Source organism: Desulfovibrio piger (assembly GCF_951793255.1).
Taxonomy (GTDB): domain Bacteria; phylum Desulfobacterota; class Desulfovibrionia; order Desulfovibrionales; family Desulfovibrionaceae; genus Desulfovibrio.
This window is the reverse complement of the sequence record NZ_OX636706.1, coordinates 2,942,006-2,963,514: the sequence shown is the minus strand read 5'-3', so window position 1 is coordinate 2,963,514 and position 21,509 is coordinate 2,942,006. Positions and strand designations below refer to the sequence as shown.

The 21,509-nt window shown below is 65.3% G+C and carries 21 protein-coding genes and 1 tRNA gene; 10 read left to right on the top strand and 12 right to left on the bottom strand.

Annotated elements, in window-relative coordinates; translation table 11 throughout:
- Positions 1–49: 49 nt before the first annotated feature.
- The 4 genes from rpsP to mutM all read left to right on the top strand — a co-directional run bounded on the left by rpsP (position 50) and on the right by mutM (position 2,320).
- A complete protein-coding gene (gene rpsP / locus Q4I12_RS13315; RefSeq protein ID WP_072337376.1) occupies positions 50–286 on the top strand; it encodes a 30S ribosomal protein S16 in 237 nt (78 codons plus the stop codon).
- Positions 287–503: 217 nt separating this feature from the next.
- A complete protein-coding gene (locus Q4I12_RS13310; RefSeq protein ID WP_006006428.1) occupies positions 504–734 on the top strand; it encodes a KH domain-containing protein in 231 nt (76 codons plus the stop codon).
- Between the two features lie 6 nt (positions 735–740).
- Entirely contained in the window at positions 741–1,274 is a 534-nt protein-coding gene (rimM, locus tag Q4I12_RS13305; RefSeq protein WP_168935658.1) for a ribosome maturation factor RimM, read from the top strand.
- A gap of 197 nt (positions 1,275–1,471) precedes the next feature.
- Positions 1,472–2,320: a bifunctional DNA-formamidopyrimidine glycosylase/DNA-(apurinic or apyrimidinic site) lyase gene (gene mutM, locus Q4I12_RS13300; protein WP_302261951.1), complete on the top strand. Its 849-nt coding sequence runs from the start codon at positions 1,472–1,474 to the stop codon at positions 2,318–2,320.
- Between the two features lie 509 nt (positions 2,321–2,829).
- On the opposite strand, the gene Q4I12_RS13295 is transcribed toward mutM, so the two are convergent.
- The 12 genes from Q4I12_RS13295 to Q4I12_RS13240 all read right to left on the bottom strand — a co-directional run bounded on the left by Q4I12_RS13295 (position 2,830) and on the right by Q4I12_RS13240 (position 13,883).
- Positions 2,830–5,445 carry a ComEC/Rec2 family competence protein gene (locus tag Q4I12_RS13295; protein WP_302261949.1) on the bottom strand — a complete coding sequence of 872 codons (2,616 nt, stop codon included), beginning with the start codon at positions 5,443–5,445 and terminating at the stop codon, positions 2,830–2,832.
- A 4-nt stretch (positions 5,446–5,449) separates the two neighbouring features.
- A complete protein-coding gene (smpB, locus tag Q4I12_RS13290) occupies positions 5,450–5,905 on the bottom strand; it encodes an SsrA-binding protein SmpB (protein ID WP_006006439.1) in 456 nt (151 codons plus the stop codon).
- Between the two features lie 4 nt (positions 5,906–5,909).
- A complete protein-coding gene (gene ptsP, locus Q4I12_RS13285) occupies positions 5,910–7,673 on the bottom strand; it encodes a phosphoenolpyruvate--protein phosphotransferase (protein WP_302261947.1) in 1,764 nt (587 codons plus the stop codon).
- Between the two features lies 1 nt (position 7,674).
- Entirely contained in the window at positions 7,675–7,962 is a 288-nt protein-coding gene (locus Q4I12_RS13280) for an HPr family phosphocarrier protein (protein WP_168935662.1), read from the bottom strand.
- Between the two features lie 194 nt (positions 7,963–8,156).
- Positions 8,157–8,906, bottom strand: a complete 750-nt coding sequence (locus Q4I12_RS13275; RefSeq protein WP_302261945.1) for a PTS system mannose/fructose/sorbose family transporter subunit IID — start codon at positions 8,904–8,906, stop codon at positions 8,157–8,159.
- Positions 8,907–8,952: 46 nt separating this feature from the next.
- Positions 8,953–9,801 carry a 16S rRNA (cytidine(1402)-2'-O)-methyltransferase gene (rsmI, locus tag Q4I12_RS13270; RefSeq protein ID WP_302261943.1) on the bottom strand — a complete coding sequence of 283 codons (849 nt, stop codon included), beginning with the start codon at positions 9,799–9,801 and terminating at the stop codon, positions 8,953–8,955.
- On the bottom strand, positions 9,734–10,189 hold the full coding sequence (locus Q4I12_RS13265) for a YraN family protein (protein WP_204674442.1): 456 nt from the start codon (positions 10,187–10,189) through the stop codon (positions 9,734–9,736). Before Q4I12_RS13265 ends, rsmI begins: the two co-directional genes overlap by 68 nt.
- A 23-nt stretch (positions 10,190–10,212) precedes the next feature.
- Positions 10,213–10,932, bottom strand: a complete 720-nt coding sequence (gene rnhB, locus Q4I12_RS13260) for a ribonuclease HII (RefSeq protein ID WP_418731014.1) — start codon at positions 10,930–10,932, stop codon at positions 10,213–10,215.
- 135 nt (positions 10,933–11,067) lie between these two features.
- Positions 11,068–11,415: a 50S ribosomal protein L19 gene (gene rplS / locus Q4I12_RS13255; RefSeq protein ID WP_006006452.1), complete on the bottom strand. Its 348-nt coding sequence runs from the start codon at positions 11,413–11,415 to the stop codon at positions 11,068–11,070.
- Between the two features lie 61 nt (positions 11,416–11,476).
- Entirely contained in the window at positions 11,477–12,772 is a 1,296-nt protein-coding gene (trmD, locus tag Q4I12_RS13250; protein ID WP_302261941.1) for a tRNA (guanosine(37)-N1)-methyltransferase TrmD, read from the bottom strand.
- A gap of 111 nt (positions 12,773–12,883) precedes the next feature.
- Positions 12,884–13,618 (bottom strand): 4'-phosphopantetheinyl transferase family protein, encoded by a 735-nt coding sequence (locus Q4I12_RS13245; protein ID WP_302261940.1) that lies wholly within the window; start codon positions 13,616–13,618, stop codon positions 12,884–12,886.
- A gap of 171 nt (positions 13,619–13,789) precedes the next feature.
- Positions 13,790–13,883: transfer RNA gene (locus Q4I12_RS13240), tRNA-Sec, on the bottom strand.
- A gap of 268 nt (positions 13,884–14,151) precedes the next feature.
- Between Q4I12_RS13240 and ftsH the strand changes: the two genes are divergently transcribed.
- The 6 genes from ftsH (at position 14,152) to galU (ending at position 21,233) form a co-directional block, all read left to right on the top strand.
- Positions 14,152–16,146: an ATP-dependent zinc metalloprotease FtsH gene (gene ftsH, locus Q4I12_RS13235; RefSeq protein ID WP_437438860.1), complete on the top strand. Its 1,995-nt coding sequence runs from the start codon at positions 14,152–14,154 to the stop codon at positions 16,144–16,146.
- A gap of 4 nt (positions 16,147–16,150) precedes the next feature.
- Positions 16,151–17,035: a dihydropteroate synthase gene (folP, locus tag Q4I12_RS13230; RefSeq protein WP_414600740.1), complete on the top strand. Its 885-nt coding sequence runs from the start codon at positions 16,151–16,153 to the stop codon at positions 17,033–17,035.
- 163 nt (positions 17,036–17,198) lie between these two features.
- A complete protein-coding gene (gene cdaA, locus Q4I12_RS13225; protein WP_168935667.1) occupies positions 17,199–17,933 on the top strand; it encodes a diadenylate cyclase CdaA in 735 nt (244 codons plus the stop codon).
- Complete coding sequence (locus Q4I12_RS13220) at positions 17,920–18,849, top strand: CdaR family protein (protein WP_006006470.1); 930 nt, start codon at positions 17,920–17,922, stop codon at positions 18,847–18,849. The genes cdaA and Q4I12_RS13220 overlap by 14 nt, the downstream gene beginning before the upstream one ends.
- A 32-nt stretch (positions 18,850–18,881) precedes the next feature.
- Positions 18,882–20,234, top strand: coding sequence for a phosphoglucosamine mutase (gene glmM / locus Q4I12_RS13215; protein WP_297158897.1), 1,353 nt, complete (start codon positions 18,882–18,884; stop codon positions 20,232–20,234).
- A gap of 126 nt (positions 20,235–20,360) precedes the next feature.
- A complete protein-coding gene (gene galU, locus Q4I12_RS13210; RefSeq protein ID WP_168935669.1) occupies positions 20,361–21,233 on the top strand; it encodes a UTP--glucose-1-phosphate uridylyltransferase GalU in 873 nt (290 codons plus the stop codon).
- The last annotated feature ends 276 nt before the right edge of the window (positions 21,234–21,509 follow it).

Here is a 21,509-nt window from a genome sequence, read left to right as displayed (position 1 = left end):
TTGCTCTTTTGCCCCCGCAACGCTACCATAGCACAAACAGGAGATAATCATGGCTGTTAAGCTGAAATTGACCCGTCTGGGCAGCAAGAAGCATCCTTTCTACCGCGTCGTGGCCGCCAACGACGAAACCCGTCGTGATGGCCGTCCGCTGGAATTCCTGGGTTACTACAACCCCATGACCGATCCCGCCGAAGTGAAGCTGGACGCCGAAAAGGTGAAGGCTTGGCTGGATCGCGGTGCCGAACCCACCGACACCGTCCGCGCCCTGCTCAAGAAGATGGCCTAAGGGTATCTTTGCAGGATACCATCGTACCGGTCTTTCCGGTACTGGCCCGATGTTCTTCCGGTGTGCGGTACTGACGCGGCAGATCCCTGAGGGGGCTGCCTGATGGACGTACCGCACCGCAGGCGCATGGCGCTTTTCCCGCGGGCTTTTTCCGCGGAGATGCAGCGCCCGCTCACAGCAACAGTCTTGTCACGGCAGGACTTGCGGGAGGCCAGCAATGAAAGCTTTGATTGAATTTATCGCCCGTTCGCTCGTGGACGCGCCTGATCAGGTACAGGTCACTGAAGTGGAAGGCGAACAGACCACTGTGCTGGAATTGAAGGTCGCCAAGGAAGATCTCGGTAAGGTGATCGGCAAGCAGGGCCGCACGGCACGCGCCATGCGCACCTTGCTCAGCGCCGCGTCCACCAAGGCCAAAAAACGCGTCGTACTCGAGATCCTGGAATAGTTCCTCATGGCACGACGCATCCATATGGGCACGCTCGCGCGCCCGCACGGTATCAAGGGGGAGATCTGCGTCGACTGGTACGCAGACTCCCCTTCGCTGCTGGACGGTCCTTTCTGGTTGCAGGCGGGCGATGCCCCGCCGCGTCCTGCCCGGGCCCGTTCGTGGCGCATGCACAAAGGTCGTCCCCTGCTCCTGCTGGAGGGGGTGACCGACCGTAACGACATCGAAGCCCTGCGCGGCCAGAAGATCCTTGTGGACCGCGACCTGCTGCCCCCTGTGGACGAAGACGAAGTCTACGTGGAGGACGTGCTGGGCTTTGCCGTCATCCTGCCTGACGGCTCCCGCCTGGGCGTGCTGGATCATGTGGAATATCCTGCCGGTCTGGAGGTCTGGAGCATCGTGACCGATGACGGCAAGGAAGTCCTGTTCCCTGCGGAAGCCTCGTTCATCGAAGGCTTCGACCTGGAAGGGGAGTGCATCCACATCGCGCCGCCGGAAGGCCTGCTGGACATCTATCTGGGCGGTGACGAACAGGCCTAGCCTGTGGAGTCGGCTTTGCCGCCGGATTGCGGCGAGCATTTCGGACCGTCCATACGACTGCCCTGTTCCCTGTTTTTGCCTGTCTTTTTTGCTGCCCGTGCTGTCCGCAACACGGGCTGTCTTTTTCCTGGCCGGATGGTTCCGGCCCCTGCTGGTTTGGACCTGCCCTCGGCAGGTCTTTTCGTATGAGGTGGATCATGCCCGAATTGCCGGAAGTGGAGACCGTCGTCCGTACTCTGCGGCCGCAGGTACTGGAATGCTGCATCGAGCGGGTGGACGTGCTGCGCGAGCGCTCCCTGCATCCCCTGAGCCTTCCTGTGGAGCGACTGGCGGGGACGCGCATCAGCGCTGCCCGTCGCCGGGGCAAGCTGGCCCTGCTGGATCTGGAGCCGCCCGCCGTAGCCGCTGCTCTGCCTGTGCCGTCGATTCTGGCCGTGCATCTGCGCATGACGGGGCGCTTCATGGTCCACCCGGAAGGGGCCGCCCCTTTGAAGCACACGCGCATCATCTTCCATTTGCAGCGGCCTGACGGGAGCCGGGCGCAGCTCTTTTTCGATGATGTGCGCTCCTTCGGCCTGGTCTTTGCCGCCACGCCGGAGCTGCTGGAGCGCTGGGACTTCTGGCGTTCGCTGGGCCCGGAACCGCTGCACATGGGGCCCGGTTCTCTGGGGCCGCGTTTGCACGGACGCCGGGCCATCAAGGCCGCCCTGCTGGATCAGACCGCACTGGCCGGTATCGGCAATATCTATGCGGACGAGTCCCTGTTCCGGGCCGGTATCGATCCCCGCCGGCCTGCCGGGGAGCTTTCGGAGGCAGAAGCGGAACGTCTCCGCTGCGCTTTGCAGGAGGTCTTGCGGGAATCCATCGCCCAGTGCGGCAGCTCCATCCGTGATTATCGGGATGCCAACGGCAATGTGGGCGCTTTCCAGAATACCTTTTTCGTCTATGGCCGTGGCGGACAGCTTTGCCGTCGCTGCGGCACGGAGCTGGAAAAAGGGCGCATCGCCGGCCGGGCCACGGTATTTTGTCCGCAGTGCCAGAAGTAGCGGGCGATCTTTTGGGGAAGGGAGCTTTGCGGTAAAGCTCCCTTCCCCTCTCTCAGGAAACCTCGGTCTGGCGGGCATTTCGGGCCGTCAGCCTGACAAACAGTTGTGTATGGCTGATGTGCAGCCGTGATGAGCAACGGGCCGTTCCCCGCGGGGAGCGGCCCGTTGTCCGTATCCGGCGCCGTACAAAGAGGGGAGTGTGCGCAAGGGTATCCTCTTTTCCAGAGCTTGAGGCCGCAGGCTGTAGAGTGATGCGCAGCCTGTATCCTGTGGTGCGCGCACAAAGCGCCGGACAACCACCGCACTGCTGCCACGGTCATCGCGTCAGCCGAGCGAACATCGTACGTTGCGGAGGACGACAGCAATTTTTTATCCGGAGGACTCTCCACCCTGCCACCGTCTTGCAGGCATGCGTTCGTCGATGAGGCCCCACACGTCCTGCGGACAAGGTCGTCCCGCGTCCGGCAGGCAGCGGTAGCAGTAGGGAGGATTTTCTTTCTCGTCTGTTTTCAGGGCCGTACCGGCCGGGCGGTGTCCCAGTCCAGAAGAGGGACGTCCCTGTCGCCTGACAGGGGCCAGGTCACACGGACATGCCCGTGGCGGCCTGTCTGCAGCAGGGGGATATGCTGTTCTTCCAGCCATTGTCTGAGCTGTTTCCCGGGATGGCCGAAGCGGTTGAAGGCGCCGCAGGAGGCTACCACCAGCCGGGGGCGCACAGCCGTCAGGAATTCAGGCAAAAAAGAACTGTCCGAGCCGTGGTGCGGTGCCAGCAGAACATCGGCCTGCACGTCCCGGCCACTGGCCAGCAGGTGGCGCAGGGCGGCCCCGTCGGCATCACCGGGGAAAAGGGCCAGGCCGTGCCCATTGTGGACCAGGCGCAGGACCAGGGAGGCACTGTTGCCTTCCCAGACATAGGCGCCCGGGGCTGGCCGGGGCGGATGCAGCACATGCAGAGCCAGCCCGTCTTCGGGATCGCCCAGTTGCAGGGTATCTCCGGCATGGAGGGGGGTGTTCTTCCGTTTTTGCAGGGTGGCCTGCCAGATATGCCCCATCTGACCACTGCCCGGCTGGCCGTTGTGCAGCAGGAGCGCTTCGGGAAAGGCCGCCAGCAGGGGAGGGATGCCGCCCGCGTGATCGATGTCGGGATGGCTGTTGATGATGGCGTCCAGACCGGGGCGGGCATTGCAGGCCAGCAGGGGAAGGAGGAGTTCGCGTCCCGGGTTCCAGGAGCGGGACATGCTGCCTGCGGCGTCCACGAGCAGGGTCTGGCCATGCGGCAGACGCAGCAGGACGGCTTGCGCCTGTCCCACGTCAGGGACGGAAAGCTCCAGCCGGGGCACCAGACTGTGGTGCAGACGCAGGGCCGGGCCCACACAGGCCAGCAGCAGACCGCAGATGAGCAGGCGTTTTCCCGCCGGCGGCAAGCCGGGGCGTCCGGCCCGCAGGGCCAGTGCCAGAAAAAGGCAGGCCATGGCGGGAAGGGCCGTCCAGTGGGGCCGCAGGATGGGGGGGACGCTGAGCCAGCCCTGCGTCTGGAGGAAAAGCAGGCCGTCCACCAGCCACTGGCAGGGCAGGGCCACCACATCCAGCACCAGAGCGGCTGCCGGGCCAAGGCCGCACAGGCTGAGCCCCAGTCCCAGGAAGGCCCCCGGCAGGACAAGGGTGCCCAGGACGGGCAGCCAGAAAACATTGAGCAGGAACCACAGCCCGCTGTTGTTGAACAGCAGCAGGGAAAGGGGCAGCAGGGCCAGCTGGATGAAGAAGGAGACCAGCAAAATGCTGGCCAGTGAACGGAGCAGGCGCTGCCCGGGGGACGTCCGCGGGATACGGCGCAACAGCTGCCCCATGAGCGGCGTGGCGCAGCAGATGACGGACACGCACAGGGCGGAAAGTTGCAGACCGGTATCGAAGACGGACAGGGGGGAGATGACGGTGATGCAGAGCAGCGTGCAGCACAGGACATCCAGCCCGCTGGAAGGGAGGCGCTCCCGGAGCGTCTGGGGCAGCGGCATGCAGCGCAGGTGGGCCAGGGCCATGGCCGTGGCCAGCAACAGGAGCATCCCGGCCGCCCGCAGCAGCGAAGGCGGCGCATTGCCCAGCCAGAGATAGCCCAGGGCCGCCGGGCAGGCCGCCAGCGGGATGAGGACGGTACGGGGGCGCCAGAGATAGAGCCCCGGATGCATACGGGCCGCCAGCCAGACCAGGAGCATCCCCGCCAGACCGGCCACGAGCAGATGTTGCCCGGAAAGGGCCAGACTGTGGGAAAGGTTGCCGGCATTGAAGGCTTTCACGGTGGGCGTCTCCAGCAGGAAGCGTTCCCCGAAGAGCAGGGCCAGCAGGATGGCCTTGCCCTGGGGCACCGGTGCCGCGGAAGGCGTGGGAGGCGCGGCGGCAGGGATCTGGGGAGGGGCTGCGGCCGTCAGACCGGAGGGAGGCGCGGCGGCGGGCGGCAAAAGATCGTCCCTGCCCGGCAGGAGCACGGCAAGGAACTTTCGAATGAGTTCCAGACGCTGCCGGGCAAAGGGGGAGGGGGCGCCGTCGACGGCGGGCTGACCGCCCGTGCCCCGGCTCCAGATGCGCCAGCCGGTACCGTGGCTGTGCCACCAGAAGCCCCAATCGGTGAGGCCGAAGTTGCGCTGGGTATCCACGGGCAACAGCTTGCGTTGCAGGCGTATGGTCTGGCCCGGCAGCGGGAAGACGGCGGCCTGCTCCCATGTCCAGGCAAGGTTGCCGGGAAGATGGACCAGAGGCTGACCGTCAGGCTGTTGCAGATGCAGGTCGGTCAGGCTGATGCGCAGGCGCTGTTCCGGCAGGGTGCGTACATCGCTCACCCTGGCTTCCAGCACAGGCCAGTGGCGGGGCGGGGTGCGTTCCTCGTACAGCTGTTCCAGCACGGGGGGCACGGGAAAAGCGGGCAGCAGGGCCTGGGCCGTGACACAGCCCAGCAGGGCGACGGCACAGCCCACCAGCAGGCGGGGGAGACGCCACAAACGGCTGTCCGCCACCAGGACGCAAAGACCCGCGCAAAGCGCGGGTCCGGGCCAGCGTGCCGCCAGCAGGCCCAGCAGCCAGCATAAGAGCCAGCTTTGCCAGAGAAGGCCCGGGGCCAGCGGCGGACGCCACATGATATCAGGCCAGATCGCGGGCGGCGTCGCGTTCTTCGGCCCTGCGTTTGAGGGTCTCGCGATGGTCGAAGAGCTTCTTGCCGCGACCCAGGGCGATCTCCATCTTGACCTTGCCCTGCTTGAAGTACATGCGCACGGGCACCACGGTCAGGCCTTTCTGTTCCACGCGGGCCGCCATCTGGCGGATCTCGGCGGCGTGCAGCAGCAGGCGGCGCGGGCGGTCGGGATCCTGGGGCACATAGCCGGCATTGTCGTACGGGGCGATATGCAGCGAAAGCACGAAGGCCTCGCCGTCACGGAAATCCACATAGCTGTCCAGAAAGTTGATCTTTCCGGCCCGGATGCTTTTGACTTCAGGGCCGGTCAGGCTGATGCCCGCTTCCACGAAGTCGGAGAGTTCGTACAGGTGGCGGGCCTTCTTGTTGACGGCGATGGTGGACGGGGATGGTTTTTTGCTCATATTCCTAACTGTTCGTCATGATGCTTGTGGTATGGAAGGCCAGCTCCGAGCCCAGACTCTCCTGCAGGCGTTCGCGCAGCATGCGCTGCGAGGCCGTCACGTCGGTGCTCATGAGCACGCTGTGGGCCATGTCCATGCAGGTCTGGGCGTCCAGGCGGCGGATCATGTGCTTCATGCCCGGTACGAAGCGCGGCGAGGCCGAGAGCGTGTCCACGCCCATGCCCAGCAGCAGGGCCAGACCGTAGGGGTCGGCGGCCAGCTCGCCGCAGACCGAGACCCCGATGCCCTCGCGGTGGGCGGAGTCGATGATGCGCTTCAGGGAGCGGACCACGGCCGGATGCAGGGCCTCGTTGAGGTAGCCCACATGCAGGTTGTTGCGGTCGATGGCCATGAGGTAATGGATAAGGTCATTGGTGCCGATGCTGAAAAAGTCGCATTCGCGGGCCAAGGCATCGGCGATGAGCACGGCCGCCGGGGTCTCCACCATGATGCCCAGGGGCAGATCGGCGGCGTGGGGCAGACCGGCGGCCTGCAGCTCCTGCTGCAGTTCCTGCATGATGCGGCGCACGCTCTGTACCTCGGCCAGGCCGGAGATCATGGGCAGCAGCAGGGAGATATTGCCTTCCACCCCGGCGCGCATGAGGGCGCGCAGCTGGCTGCGGAAGATCTTTTGGTGCCGCAGGCAGAAGCGGATGCCGCGCAGGCCCAGGGCCGGGTTGGGTTCCTTGAGGGCCTCCTGGGCGCGGAGCATCTTGTCCGCACCGGCGTCCAGGGTACGGAAGACCACATGCGCGGGCGCGGCCTTGCGGGCCACGGCGCTGTATTCGGCATAGAGCTCTTCCTCGCTGGGCAGATGCTCCCGCAGGAAGGAGAATTCCGTACGGTACAGGCCCACGCCTTCGGCGCCGCTGTCCTGCAGTTCGTCCATTTCTTCCAGGCGTTCCAGGTTGGCATGGACGCTCACGCGCACGCCGTCGCGCATCTCGGCGGGCCAGTGGGACTCGCTGCGGATGCGGGCCTCCCACTCCTGATACTCGCGCTGGCGCTCTTCATAGGTGGCCAGGTCGTCGGCATCGGGGTCCAGCAGCAGGCAGCCGTTGAGGCCGTCCACGATGACCTTTTCACCGGGCTTGCCGGTCTCCAGCAGGCCGGTGACGCCCACCAGGGCCGGGATGTGCAGGCCGCGCGACAAAATGGCCGTATGCGACGTGGGCCCGCCCTCTGCCGTGATGACGGCCCGCACGTCCTTGAAATCCATGTCCATGACGTCGGCGGGCGAAAGATCCTGGGCGGCCAGGATGCCGGCACCGGCCGCGGCGGGCAGGGCGCAGCTGCCGGCCAGGCATTCGCGCAGGCGCAGGCCCACGGCCCGGATGTCCTGCGCACGGTCGCGCAGATAGGGGTCGTCCATGTTGCGGAAGATGCTGCACAGCTGTTCCACCGTGCTGTCCAGGGCCCAGGCGGCGCAGACCAGTTCCTTCTCGATGCGGGAAAGGGCGCTGCCCACCAGCTTGGGATCGCGGGCCAGTTCGATCTGGGCGGCGATGACCTCACGGTATTCGGAAAGGTCTTCCGGGACCTTGGCCATGGCTTCCTGCAGGGCGGCGCGCACATTGGTCACGGCGGCGCGCAGCTGTTCCTGCTCGCCTTCCACTTCGCGCGGGCTGATGCGGCGCATCTCCACGGTCTGGACATTGTGGGCGAAGCGCAGCACCCCGATGGCGATGCCGGGAGAGACGGACGTACCGAAAAGAAGAGAGCGTGCCATATCAGTCCTGCAGATTTTCCAGATAATCGGCCAGGGCCGTCAGGGCTTCGCGGGCGTCATCGCCCCGGGCCAGCAGGGTCAGCGTGCAGCCTGTGGAGATGGCGAGGGAGAGGATATCCAGCATGCTTTTGGCATCGGCGGTACCGTTGTCGCTCTGGATCTGGATGTCGGAGGAAAAATTCTGGGCCTCCTGCGCCAGACGGGCAGCAGGCCGTGCGTGCAGCCCGCCACGCGTATGCAGCGTGACGGGGAGGACGAGGCCTTCGGGTGTTTCCTGAACTTCTGCCATGATATATTCTCCCTGGTCGCCCGGGGCGACCTGTACGATCTGTTCCTGACGGTCCCCCGCACCGCATCGGGGGCCTTGCGGCAAGGATGCCATGCCGTATGCGGCCCTGTCGTCTGAGGCGGCTACAGGCCCTGCGGAGCGCGCCTTTCCCGTCCGTGTGGCCGGATGTTTCCCTGCCGTGGCGGCAAGGGCCTTTACAGGCCGACCAGCCCCGTGTCCATGAGCACGAGAAAGGTCAGCAGGATCAGCCAGAGCACGATGCGCGGCAAATGCAGGCGCCCGATGATCCAGGCGGCGGCCAGAACGGCAGCGCCGCCGCCCATACACCAGAGGAGCGTATGCCGGTCCCCGCTGTAGGGCAGCAGCATGGCAGCCGCCACGGTCAGCAGGCAGGCATTGACGACCTTGATGCGGCCGGTCCAGTTGATGAGCCCCAGACGCTTGAGCCAGGCCAGGGCAGCCAGCCCGTAGCGCAGGGCAAAGAAAAACGTGCCTGTCCTGAAGGCCAGCAGGGCCACGACCAGCAGGACCGTCAGCAGGATGACGGGCAGCGTGTGCCCGGCCAGCAGGAAGCAGATGCAGCACAACGCCCAGCAGGGGAAGACGCCCCCTTCAAAAAAACCGTCCCCCACGGCGGAAAGCGTAGTGCCCAGCGTGCGGCGCACCGTGTCCAGCGCGTTGGAGGGCAGTTTGCCTTCGGCCACCTGTTCTTCGATGTTCAGCAACAGGCCCATGTAGAAGGGCAGCATATAGGGATGGGTGTTGCTGTGGGCGCTGTAGTGGGCCGCCGCCTGTGCCCGTGCTTCGGCCTCGGGATACAGATGGCGCAGTGCCGGTTCCAGGGCGAACAGCAATCCCAGCTGCTGCATGCCGCGTGCCGTGACGGCGGCGTTGATGCAGCAGCTTCGCGCAAGGCAGGAAAGGGCTGTCCGGGTGGGCAACATGGCGGGCTCGCTTGGTTGGGCGGTCGGTTCCGTGGCGGAGAAAGGCTCAGGCGCGGGTCAGCAGTTCGTAAAGCTCCTTGGCGCTCCAGCCGGGGGCCATCTCCTGGGCCCGGCGGGCCACTTCCTTGGGCTTGAGACGCTCGTCCGCAGCGGCCATGACAGCTTCCAGGGCCCGGCGGGCTTCGGCTTCATCGGCGCGTTCCTTCTGTTCCGGCGGGCCGATGATGACCGTGATCTCGCCCAGCAGTTCTTCGGGCAGCTCCTGCCATTTCTCCAGACGGCCAAGTATAAATTCCTCATGTGTCTTGGTCAATTCCCGGCACACGGCCACGGCCCGGGGGCCCAGCAGCTCCGCGGCCTGGGCCAGGCTCTCGCGCAGGCGGTCCTTGCGTTCGAAGAAGATGAGCGAGCCCGGCGTGCGGGCAAAGGCCGAGAGCGTGGCGCGGCGGCCCGCGGCATCACGCGGCAAAAAACCCAAAAAGGTGTAGGGCAGGGGCGGGATGCCCGCGGCGGAAAGGGCCGTCACCGGCGCCGAAGGGCCGGGCACGGGCGAGACGGGCAGGCCTTCGGCCCGGCAGGCGCGCACCAGACGGTAGCCGGGATCGGCCAGCAGGGGCGTGCCCGCATCCGAGGCCAGGGCCAGGTTCTGTCCCTGGCGCAGCAGGCGCAGGACCTCTTCCTGCCGTTCGCTCTCGTTGTGGTCATGGAAACTCAGGAAGCGGCGGGCCGGGATGTTGCACTGGCTGCACAGCAGCCCGGCGCGGCGGGTATCCTCGGCCAGGATGAGGTCGGCGCCGGCGAGGACTTCGCGGGCGCGGGGAGAAAGGTCACCAGGGTTGCCAAGAGGCGTGGCCACTATCCACAGATGGCCCGGAGCCGGAGAGGTCGAAAGCATGGCGGATGTGCTCCATGTGCGGGCCCGTGGGCCCCGGTTCGATACAGACGAGGTCAAAGCGGCAGGGCAGGTGCCACTGGTCATGTGCGGCCAGCCAGGCCCGTGCGGCCCGGATCAGGGTCTGCCGCTTGCGCGGCCCCACCGCGTCCAGGGCGCTGCCCAGACTGCCCGGACCGCGCGTTTTGACTTCCACGAAAACAAGAGTGTCGCCTTCCCGGCAGACAAGGTCAAGTTCCAGCGGGCCGCTGCGCCAGTTGCGGGCCAGGATGCGCATGCCGCGCGCATGCAGCAGGGTGGCGGCGGCGTCTTCCCCGGCACGGCCCAGGGCGGCCTTGTGGTCCCCGCCCGCACGGTCGTCCCCTGCCGGTGGCCCGGAAGGATCGGCCAGGCGGCGCAGGCGGGAAAGAAAACTCACAGCAGGCTCCCCTGCCGGGTACCGGGGCCTTCGTCCCTGTCGGGCAGCACGCCGCGAAACGTCAGCCGGTGCTGGCGGCAGGGGCCAAGACGGTGCAGGGCCTCGTAATGGTCGGCCGTGCCGTAGCCCTTGTGCCGGGCGAAACCATAGCCGGGATGGCGGCGCTCCAGATGCTCCATGAGCATGTCCCGGTAGGTCTTGGCCAGGACGGAGGCAGCGGAGATGGCGGGCACGGAGCTGTCCCCGCCCACCACGGCATTCTGGCGGGGCAGGTCGGGGGCGTCGGCATGACGCTTGCGCCAGTGCGGCAGCAGGACGGGCTCGGGCACGGTCTTGTTGCCGTCCACCAGCAAAAGGTCGGGCCTGCGCTTGAGGCCGGCCACGGCGCGGCTCATGGCTTCGAAGGTGGCCTGCAGGATGTTGATGCGGTCGATGGTGGCGGGCCAGATCACGCCCAGCCCCCAGGCCAGGGCGCACTGGCGGATCAGGGGCGCCAGATGTTCCCGCTGGGCGGCGCTCAGGGCCTTGGAATCCGTGAGGCCCGGCAGGTCGTATTCTTCCGGCAGGATGACGGCCGCCGCCACGACGGGACCGGCCAGACAGCCGCGGCCCGCCTCATCGATGCCCGCCATGAGCAGGGGACGGGAGGGCAGGGCGCAGAGCAGGCCCTGTTCCGGGGCCGGTGCGGCGGAGGATCTTTTGCGGCGAGGGGGCATCGTGTTTCACTCGGTTGCTAAAACGCCAAAGACCTCACCCCGCGCAAGGCAGGGTGAGGTTCATTCCGTTCGTATTCTGCCCGGGCATGTTCACAGGACCCTCAGGCCGCCATGGACATTCCGCTGGGCTGCGAATCAGAAGCGGCCGCGGGGCTTGATGCGAGCGGCTTTGCCCTTGAGGGCGCGCAGGTAGTACAGACGGCTGCGACGCACGCGGCCCTGGCTCACCACTTCCACGTGGTCGATGAAGGGGGAGTGCAGGGGGAAGATGCGTTCCACGCCCACGCCGTCAGAGATCTTGCGCACGGTGAAGGTGGCGTCGGTGGTGCCGCGCTGGATGCGGATCACGTTGCCCTGGAACACCTGAATACGCTCTTTTTCGCCTTCCACAATGCGCAGATGCACTTTCACCGTGTCGCCGGAGCGAAACACGGGCATATCCATACGCATGTTTTCACGTTCAATTTTCTTAATGATATCCATGCCCTACTCCTTAAATACGCAGCCTTGGGACGGCTGTCGTCGTGAAGAAAAACTGTGGCGCTTACTTGTAATCGCCCAAAATTCTGTCGGCCAGGATAGCGGCCGCGCTCCGCACCGAAAGGTGGTTGTAGCCCAGATACCGTATGGGTCTGAGCACCCCGTCACACCGGGCGAGCACCTCAGGGGCCAGCCCCTGGGCCGTACCCAGCAACAGCAGCACAGGACCTTCTTCGCACATGCGGCACACATCCGCCGGACAAAGCGGCGGGGGCGCGTGCTTGTGAGCGGGCCAGGAGGCGGAACTTGCCACCACTCTGGGCCGCATGCCCGTGCGCTCCGTGAGATGTTCCACAGCGGCATCCACGGATTCGGCAGGACAAACCGTGGCGAGCGCCTGGGCCCGGTCCGGGTTGCCCCTGCTTCCCGCGCCTTGCGTCCAGTGCCGGACTATGGCCTGTAGCAGACGCTGCTGGTCCTCCAGCGGGGTCACGGCATAGAACGGTCCCATCGCATAGCTGCGGGAAATCCGGGCTATATCGTGAATATCCAAATTTGTCAAAGAGGAAACGCCGGAATTTTTCCGGCCCAGCAGCACGGGATAGTGCACGAGGCAGAAAGAAAGGTTCCTTCCGGCCCTTGTCCAGGGCAGCGTGGCCAGATGGCGGGCATCTTCCGCCACCAGGGGCGCGCTGTCCAGCAGGTCGGGCCGCACCCGCAGCGTGGTGGCCAGCGACTGCTGCCGCCGCCAGCGCGCTACGGCACCGTGGTCCCCGCCCCGCAGTACCTCCGGCACTTCGCGGCCTTCCAGGACTTCGGGCCGCGTGTAATGGGGGTACTCCAGCAGGCCGTTGGAAAAACTTTCGTCGTCCCCGGACTCCTCCTTGCCCATGAAGCCGGGCACCAGCCGCGCCACGGACTCGATGACGGCCAGGGCCGCCGTCTCGCCGCCATTGAGCACGGCTTCGCCCACGCTCACGGGCTCCAGAGGGAAGATGTCCAGCAGGCGGGCATCCAGTCCTTCGTAACGGCCGCAGATCAGGGTCAGGTCTTCTTCCCGGGCCAGTTCGCGGGCCAGCGCATCATTGAGGGGACGCCCGCTGGGAGCCAGCAGGATCATGCGTCCCGGCTTCTCGATGGAGCGCAGCGCCGCGGCCACCGGTTCGCCCTGCATGACCATGCCGGGACCGCCGCCGTAGGGGCGGTCGTCCACATGATGGTGGCGGCTGGTGCTGAAGCTGCGGGGATCGTGGAAAGAAAAGTCCACGATGCCGGCCTCGCGGGCGCGGCCCAGCAGTGCCGTCTCAAGGGGCGAGCGGAAAAACTCCGGGAAAAGGCTGACCAGATGAAAGCGAAGCATGGGCGCACAGTGACCCAAAAGCGGGCATAAGGCAAGTAATGTTTGTATATGGCAGCTGCGAGGGGACACAAAATGGCCGGGGCGACCTGGTGCGCGGAAAGAATGGAAGCCTTACCCCCGCACCGCCACGCAGAGCCAGTGGCCGGGACAGGGCAGCATCTGCCAGCGGTAAAGGGCGGCATCCAGCCTGAGGTCGCCTGTGCGCCGGCCGCTGCGGCCGCTGTCCAGCAGGCGCGGCGGTCGGTCGCAGCCCGTACCGGCGGCCTTGAAGACGGCTTCCTTGATGGTCCAGCGGCGCAGGCAGTCACGCTGTCGGGCTGATGGAGAAAGACGGGAGGAAAGCTCTTGGGGCGCGAAGGCCGATGCGGACGGCGCCGGGCTCGTCAGGGCCTCGGCATCCACGCCGGGGCTGGTATCGGGCCCGGCCAGCAGGCAGAAGACCGCCTGTTCGCTGTAGCTGAAGCTGACGGAAAAGCCTTCCAGCCACGGACGGCCTGAAGGCAGGCGATGCAGACGGGGACAGGCATGGCGGGCGAAGAAAAGCCGGGCCTCCCGCATGCGGTGGAACAGCAGCGGCAGGGGATGCCAGCTCAAAGAGGGGAGGGCGGACAGACCGGCAACAGCGGCGCGATGCAGCAGCACCGCCAGCAGCAGCCGTGCCAGATGGCGTTTTTCACGTTCGGCCGGAAGGCGGAAAGCCGCCATATGGGCCCGGTCTTCCGCCGCCGGCAGGCCCTCCGGCAACTCCGGCAGTGAGATGGCAGGAGACTGACCGGAGAAGGACGGCAAAGGGCAGGCCGCCAGCAGCATGGGCGGCAAGGGAGAGGAAGATGTGAGCCGGGACATGCTGTGATGATGCCCGTCAGGCAGGTAAAAGGCAATGCGCTGACGGTATCCCGACGCGCCGTCTGCTACAGGCAGGGACACCCTTGCGGCTGCCTGCCCCGGCGCTCCGAAACGGGGCTGATACAAAAAAAGTCCGCAGGCACAAGGCTTGCGGACGGACTGTTGACGGGATGGCGGAGGCGTATAGGAGTCGAACCTACCGCAGACGGTTAAGCCTGCCACCGGTTTTGAAGACCGGGCGCCACACCGGTGACGACACGCCTCCACACAACAGCCATATATGTGACACAAAGCCCGGGGGAAAGCAAGTCCGCCCTGCGGCAAGGCGCTGGTACCGGAGTATGGTGCGGGAAGAGCGATTTTCCCGTCTCTCCGGCGCTGCCCATTGCCAGGCGGGAAAAGAGACTTATCTTGTTCCTGATCCCTGACCGGTGTCGATTGACACCCTGCCGCCGGTCAGAGTACCTTGACTGCTTGGCGCAGACCGGTGCGCCATCAGCACAACGCTTTACCGCTCTGTAGTGGAGGCCGAATTGAATCAGTTTAGTCGCAACCTGATGCTCTGGGCTGCCATAGTCCTTGCGATGGTCATGCTTTTCAATATGTTCCAGCAGCCGCAAAGCTCGGCCCAGAAGGTGTCCTACACGGATTTCATCGGCCGTGTGGACGGCGGGCAGATCAGCTCTGTGGAGATCCAGGGCAACACCCTCATCGGGCGCGGACCGGACGGTGCCTCCGTCCAGACCTATGCCCCGCGTGACAATGAGCTGGTGTCCCGCCTGCTGGACAAGAAGGTGGAAGTCAAGGCCCAGCCGCCGGAAGAACAGCCCTGGTACATGACCCTGCTGGTGTCGTGGTTCCCCATGCTGCTGCTCATCGGTGTCTGGATCTTCTTCATGCGCCAGATGCAGGGTGGCGGCGGCAAGGCCATGAGCTTTGGCCGTTCCCGCGCGCGCCTGCTCAACCAGGACTCGGCCCGTGTGACCTTTGAGGACGTGGCCGGTGTGGATGAAGCCAAGGACGAACTGTCCGAAGTGGTGGAATTCCTGTCCAACCCCAAAAAGTTCACCCGTCTGGGCGGCCGCATCCCCAAGGGCGTGCTGCTGGTGGGCCCTCCAGGTACCGGTAAGACCCTGCTGGCCCGCGCCGTGGCCGGTGAGGCCGGCGTGCCCTTCTTCTCCATCTCCGGTTCGGACTTCGTGGAGATGTTCGTGGGCGTGGGTGCCTCCCGTGTGCGCGACCTGTTCGTGCAGGGCAAGAAGAACGCCCCCTGCCTCATCTTCATCGACGAGATCGACGCCGTGGGCCGCAAGCGTGGCGCCGGTCTGGGCGGTGGCCATGACGAACGCGAACAGACCCTGAACCAGCTGCTGGTGGAAATGGACGGCTTCGAAAGCAACGAGGGCGTCATCCTGCTGGCCGCCACCAACCGTCCCGACGTTCTGGACCCGGCCCTGCTGCGTCCCGGCCGTTTCGACCGTCAGGTGGTGGTGCCCACGCCTGACCTGCGCGGCCGCCGCCGTATCCTCGAGGTCCACACCAAGCGTACGCCTCTGGATCCCGATGTGGATCTGGATACACTGGCTCGCGGTACGCCGGGTTTCTCCGGCGCCGATCTGGAGAACCTGGTCAACGAAGCCGCCCTGCAGGCCGCCAAGCTCAATGCCACCAAGGTGGACATGCACGACTTCGAATACGCCAAGGACAAGGTGCTCATGGGCCGCGAACGCCGCAGCCTGATCCTTTCCGATGAGGAAAAGCGCATCACGGCCTACCACGAAGGCGGCCATGCCCTGGCGGCCCGCCTGCTGCCCGGTTCCGATCCCGTGCACAAGGTCACCATCATCCCCCGCGGCCGCGCCCTGGGCCTGACCATGCAGCTGCCCGAGGAAGACCGCCACGGCTACTCGCGCAATTACCTGCGCAACAACCTGGTGGTGCTGCTGGGCGGCCGTGTGGCGGAAGAGATCGTCTTTGACGACATCACCACCGGCGCTTCCAACGACATCGAACGCGTGACCCGCATGGCCCGCAAGATGGTCTGTGAGTGGGGCATGAGCGATGCCATCGGCACCCTGTCCATCGGTGAGACCGGTGAAGAAGTCTTCATCGGCCGCGAATGGGTGCAGAACAAGAACTACAGCGAAGAAACCGCCCGCCTGGTGGACGCCGAAGTCAAGCGCATCGTGGAAGAGGCTCACGCCCGCTGCGTCAAGCTGCTGCAAGACAACCGTGCGGCCCTGGACCGCATCGCGCAGGCGCTGCTGGAACGTGAGACCATCAGCGGCGAAGAGCTGGACCTGCTCATGGAGAACAAGCCCCTGCTGCCGCTGGACGCCAACGGCAAGCCGGTGAAGGCCGCTCCTGCCGGGGATTTCGTGCTGGAGCCGGATCCGGCCGACACGGACGCCGCGGCGCCCGAGGCGGACAAGGCTGCTGAACCCGCTCCCGAAAAGGCGGAGCAGGGCGATGTCGATACGGGCAACAGAACGCAGGACAACGATGAAAACGAACAGCGCAAGCAATAACCATATGTCTGAGGAGCCGTCCCGCCGGGGCGGCTCCTGGCTGTGTCTTGGGGGCGGGGCGGTGACGACCTCTGCCCCCTTTGGCGTTATGGGCATCGTCAACCTGACGCCGGACTCCTTCTATGACGGCGGCACGCACGATTCCGCGGATCTGGGGCTGGCCCACGCCATGCGCCTGCATGCGGAAGGGGCCGACATCCTCGATCTGGGGGCGGAATCTTCCCGGCCCGGCGCACAGGCCCTGACGCCTGAGCAGGAGCTGCTGCGTCTCATGCCCGTGCTGCGCGAACTGCGGCGGGAGATCCCCGGCGTCATGCTCTCCGTGGACACCTACCATGCGGCCACGGCGGCTGCCGTGCTTGAAGAAGGCGTGCAGATCATCAACGACATTTCGGCCTGCGGCTTCGATCCCGGCCTGCTGGACGTGCTCGTCCAGTACAAGCCGGGTTATGTGCTCATGCACAGCCAGGGCAGACCGGACGTCATGCAGAAGGATCCCCGCTATACGGACGTGCGTTCCGAGGTCATGGCCTTTTTCGAGCGCGAGCTGCACCGTCTGACCGCCGCCGGTCTGCCGGAAGAGCACATCGTGCTGGATCCCGGCATCGGTTTCGGCAAGACCCTGCGCCATAATCTGGAGCTGCTGGCCCATGCGGAGGACTGGCTCGCCTTCGGACGGCCCGTGCTCATGGGCCTGTCCATGAAGTCCATGTTCGGGCAGCTGCTGGGCCTCACCACCCAGGAACGGGGCTGCGCCACCCAGGTGGCTACGGCCATGCTCTGGGAAAAGGGCCTGTTCTGGCATCGTGTGCACGATGTGGCCGCCACGCGCCAGACGCTCACGCTGGCCGCGGCCTTCCGTGATCCCGCCGGGGCCTGCGGGGACTGATGCCCGGCCCGGCCGCACGGGGGATATTTGTCTGTTGCGCCGGCGTGCGCTTGTTTTTATACTGCGCGCCGGCTGCCCGGCATCCGTGATGCGGCAGACGGCAAGGGGGGACGCCATCCCATGGCGTGGAAGGGGATTTTTCTGATGCCCAAGGATAGGGACCGTGCTGGAACATGTGGTTTTTGAATGGCGTGACGCGCTGGACATCCTGCTGGTAGCATTCCTGCTCTACCAGGTCATCCAGCTGTTGCGGGGATCGCGTGCCCTGACGGTGCTGACCGGTCTTGGGCTGCTGACCCTGCTGTATTTCATCTCGCGCAGCATGGCGCTGTATACCCTGACCTGGTTGCTGCAGCATGTCTTCAGCTCCCTGTTCCTGCTCATCGTGGTCATTTTCCAGAGCGACATCCGGCAGGCACTGGGCGAGATAGGGACCAACAACCTTTTCCGCAAGCGTGCGCTGCAGCATTCGGCCGTGGAAGAAGTGGTCATGGCCTGTGTGGAGATGGCCCGCCTGCGTGTGGGGGCCCTCATCGTCATCGAGCGGGGCACCCGGCTGGACGACATGATCAAGCGCGAAGGCGTGCGGGTGGATGCCCTGCTGTCACGCCAGCTGCTCATGAACATCTTCTATCCCAAGGCGCCGCTGCATGACGGTGCCGTGCTCATCAGCAAGGGGCGCATCACGGCCGCCGCCTGCATCCTTCCCCTGGCCGAGGCCAAGGGGCAGTCGTTCGGCACGCGCCACCGCGCCGCCCTGGGCATGACGCAGGAATGTGATGCCGTGGTGGTCGTGGTCTCGGAAGAGCGCGGCGAGATCTCCGTGGCCATGAAGGGCGAGCTCGTCCGCAGTCTCGATGCCACACGCTTGAGGCAGGTGCTCAATGATATTCTCTAAGAACAGCCGCAAGGCCCCCCATCTCCTTTCCCTGCTCGTGGCCTTTGCCGTGGCCGTGGGCATGTGGTATGTGGTCAGCGTGCGCGACCGTCTGGAAGTCCAGCTGGAAGTGGGCATCGAATACAACGGCATCCCCTCCGGGCTGGTGGTGACGGACGGTCTTGTCAGCAAGGTGCAGGTGCGTCTGCGCGGGCCGGAGATCCTGTTGCGCTCCATCTCGTCGCGCAGCCTGACGGAAGCCATCAATCTTTCCAATATCAAAAAGGGCACGACCATCGTCCCCCTGACCTCGGACAACATGGGCCCCAGTTTGCGGGCCTTCGAGCTGGTGGACGTACAGCCGCCCCGCATCGTCATCACGGCCGACACCCTGGCCGAGCGCAGCGTGCCCATCCGGGCCGTGCTGGAATCCCCCCTGCGCAGCGGGGCCCTGACCGTGGAGAACGTGACCGTGTCCCCGGCATCCGTCACTCTGCGCGGGCCGGAAGGCGTCATCTCGTCCATCAACAACCTGCCTCTGGGCATCCGGCTGGATCCCAAGGCCGCCGGCACCACGGTGGAGCAGACCCTGCTGCTGGATACTCCCAGCCTGGTCACCTCCAACCCCGCCTCGGTGAAGGTGCAGTACACCATCACCAGCGGCCGTACCGTGGTCTCCCGCCGGTGCAAGATCTCGGTGGAGGCCCAGAACGCCTCGCAGTTCACGGTGGAGCCCTCCCATGTGGAAGTCATGGTGGAGGTGCCCGAGGCCCTGGCCCGCAATTCGTCCTATCTCAAACGACTGGAAGTGATGGTCGTCCCGCCGGCGCTGGAGCCGGGGCAGAAGGGCACGGCAGAGCCGCGCATCCAGCTGCCGGAAGGCATGACCATCTTGAATCCCTCATTCGACAGCGTTACCATTACCCGTAAGAAGTAGCCTCCGGCGCATGGCACCGGCAAGGAGAACACATGGCAGAACGTCTTTTCGGCACTGATGGCCTGCGTGGCCCTGTCAATATCTATCCCATGACCGTGGATGTGGCCCTGCGTCTGGGCCTGGCCGCCGGGGTGCGCTTCCGCAAAGGCTCGCACCAGCACCGCGTGGTCATCGGCAAGGATACCCGCCTGTCCGGCTACATGTTCGAGTCCGCCCTCACGGCGGGCCTGTGCGCCGCCGGCATGCACGTCATCATGACCGGCCCGCTGCCCACGCCCGCCATCTCTTTCCTGACCCGCAACATGCGGGCGGATCTGGGCGTGGTCATCTCCGCCTCGCACAACCCCTATTCGGACAACGGCATCAAATTCTTCGACGCCGACGGCTTCAAGCTGCCTGACGAGGTGGAGAACGAGATCTCGGCCATGGTGCTCGATCCCGACATGCGCTGGCCCTATCCCGATTCCAACCGGGTCGGCCGCGCCAGCAAGATCGAAGACGCCGGCGGCCGCTACATCGTGTACACCAAGAGCTGTTTCCCGGCCCATCTGACCCTGTCCGGCCTGCGCATCGTCATCGACTGTGCCAACGGTGCGGCCTACAAGGTGGCCCCGCTGGCCCTGGAAGAACTGGGGGCGGAAGTCTTCCGCCTGGGGACCAGCCCCAACGGGACCAATATCAACGACCATTGCGGTTCCCTGCATCCCGAGACCCTGGCCGCCAAGGTGCGCGAAGTGCGCGCGGACGTGGGCCTGGCTCTGGACGGCGACGCCGACCGCCTCATCGTGGTGGATGAAAAGGGCAATGTCCTGGACGGCGACCAGCTCATGGCCCTGGGGGCCCAGGCCATGATGGAGCGGGGCGAACTGCCCGGCAACATGCTGGTGGCTACGGCCATGAGCAACCTGGCGCTGGAGATCTTCATGAAGGAACGCGCCGGTACGCTGCTGCGCACCAAGGTGGGCGACCGTTACGTCATGGAAGCCATGCGCAAGACCGGCGCCATGCTGGGCGGCGAGCAGTCCGGGCACCTCATCTACCGCCAGTACAGCACCACCGGTGACGGTCTGCTGGCGGCCCTGCAGCTGCTGCGCATCGTGCGCGAGAAGGGAAAGCCCCTGTCCGAGCTGGCGGGCCTGCTGCACCTCTTCCCCCAGAAGCTCATCAACGTGCGGGTGGAAAAAAAGCTGCCCTTCGAGGAGCGCCCCGCCATCGGCAAGGCCGTGGCCGATGTGGAAAAGGCCCTGGCCGGTCGTGGCCGCGTGCTGCTGCGTTACTCCGGCACCGAGGCCCTGTGCCGCGTCATGGTCGAGGCCGAAGATGAAGACAAGGTCGTCCGCTACGCGCGCGATCTGGCCGATGTGGTGAGCCGCGAACTTCGCTAGTTTTTGTCCTCTTCCCGGAGGAGCTGATTCGTTCCTGGAGCTGCCGCGGCAGACCCGCGACATACTTTCGTCAAGAACCATGTCCCAGGTACGGCCCGTGACGGGCGTGCCATGATGGAGGAGAACATGAAGGATATTCGTAAGGTTGTTATCCCTGTGGCCGGCTGGGGGACCCGTTCCTTGCCCGCAACCAAGAATATTCCCAAGGAAATGCTGCCCATCTACAACAAGCCTGTCATCCAGTACGTTGTGGAAGAGGCCCAGCGTGCCCATATCAAGGACGTGATCTTCGTCACCAACCGCGACAAGAACGTCATCGAAGACCATTTCGACCACAACCTTCAGCTCGAGGACCTGCTGGAGCGTTCCGGCAAGCTGGACAAGCTGGAAGAAGTGCGCCGCGTGGCGGAGATGGTCAACATCCTTTCCGTGCGCCAGAAGCGCCAGCTGGGCCTGGGCCATGCCGTGCTGTGCGCGCGTGAACTGGTGGGTGACGAGCCCTTTGCCGTCATGGTGGGCGACGACCTGATGTTCAGCGGCGTGCCCGGCATCGGCCAGCTCATCGAAGTGGCCATGGCCGAAAAGATGCCCGTCATCGGCGTCATGGAAGTGCCGTGGGAAAAGGTGAGCCGTTACGGCATCATCGATGGCGAGGAAGTGGCCCCCGGCGTGTACCGCGTGCGGGACATGGTGGAAAAGCCCAAGCGCGAGGACGCGCCTTCCCGCATGGCCATCGTGGGGCGCTATGTGCTGACCCCGGACATCTTCGACTATCTGGAAAAGGTCAAACCGGGCCACGGCGGCGAGATCCAGCTCACCGACGCCCTGCAGGCCATGGCCAAGGACCGCGGCATGATGGCCGTGCGTATGGCCGGCATGCGTTTCGATGCCGGTGACTGGGCCGAGTTCCTGAGCGCCAACATCTACTTCGCCCTGCAGGATGAATCCCTGCGTTACGAACTGCTGGGGCTGCTCAAGAACTTCGTGCAGTTCAAGTAAACATCGATATCTGCAAGATCCCAAGGTCGTTGTCATTCCGGTGGCAACGACCTTTCTTTTTCATGGCGGCTCTTCCGGCTTGCAGTATGGGGAAAAAAAGGGCAGAATCTCACAAGCGTCCACAGAGGATAGAGGGCAGGGATGCCCGCATGGCGGCAGCAGGCGCGAAAGGCCTGGTCTTCCCGTTCGCCATATGTTGACAGAACAACGCGAAAAAACTACATCCTTGCGGGCGCTTCGCCGAAAGACGGACGGCGACATCGCAACAGCACCAAT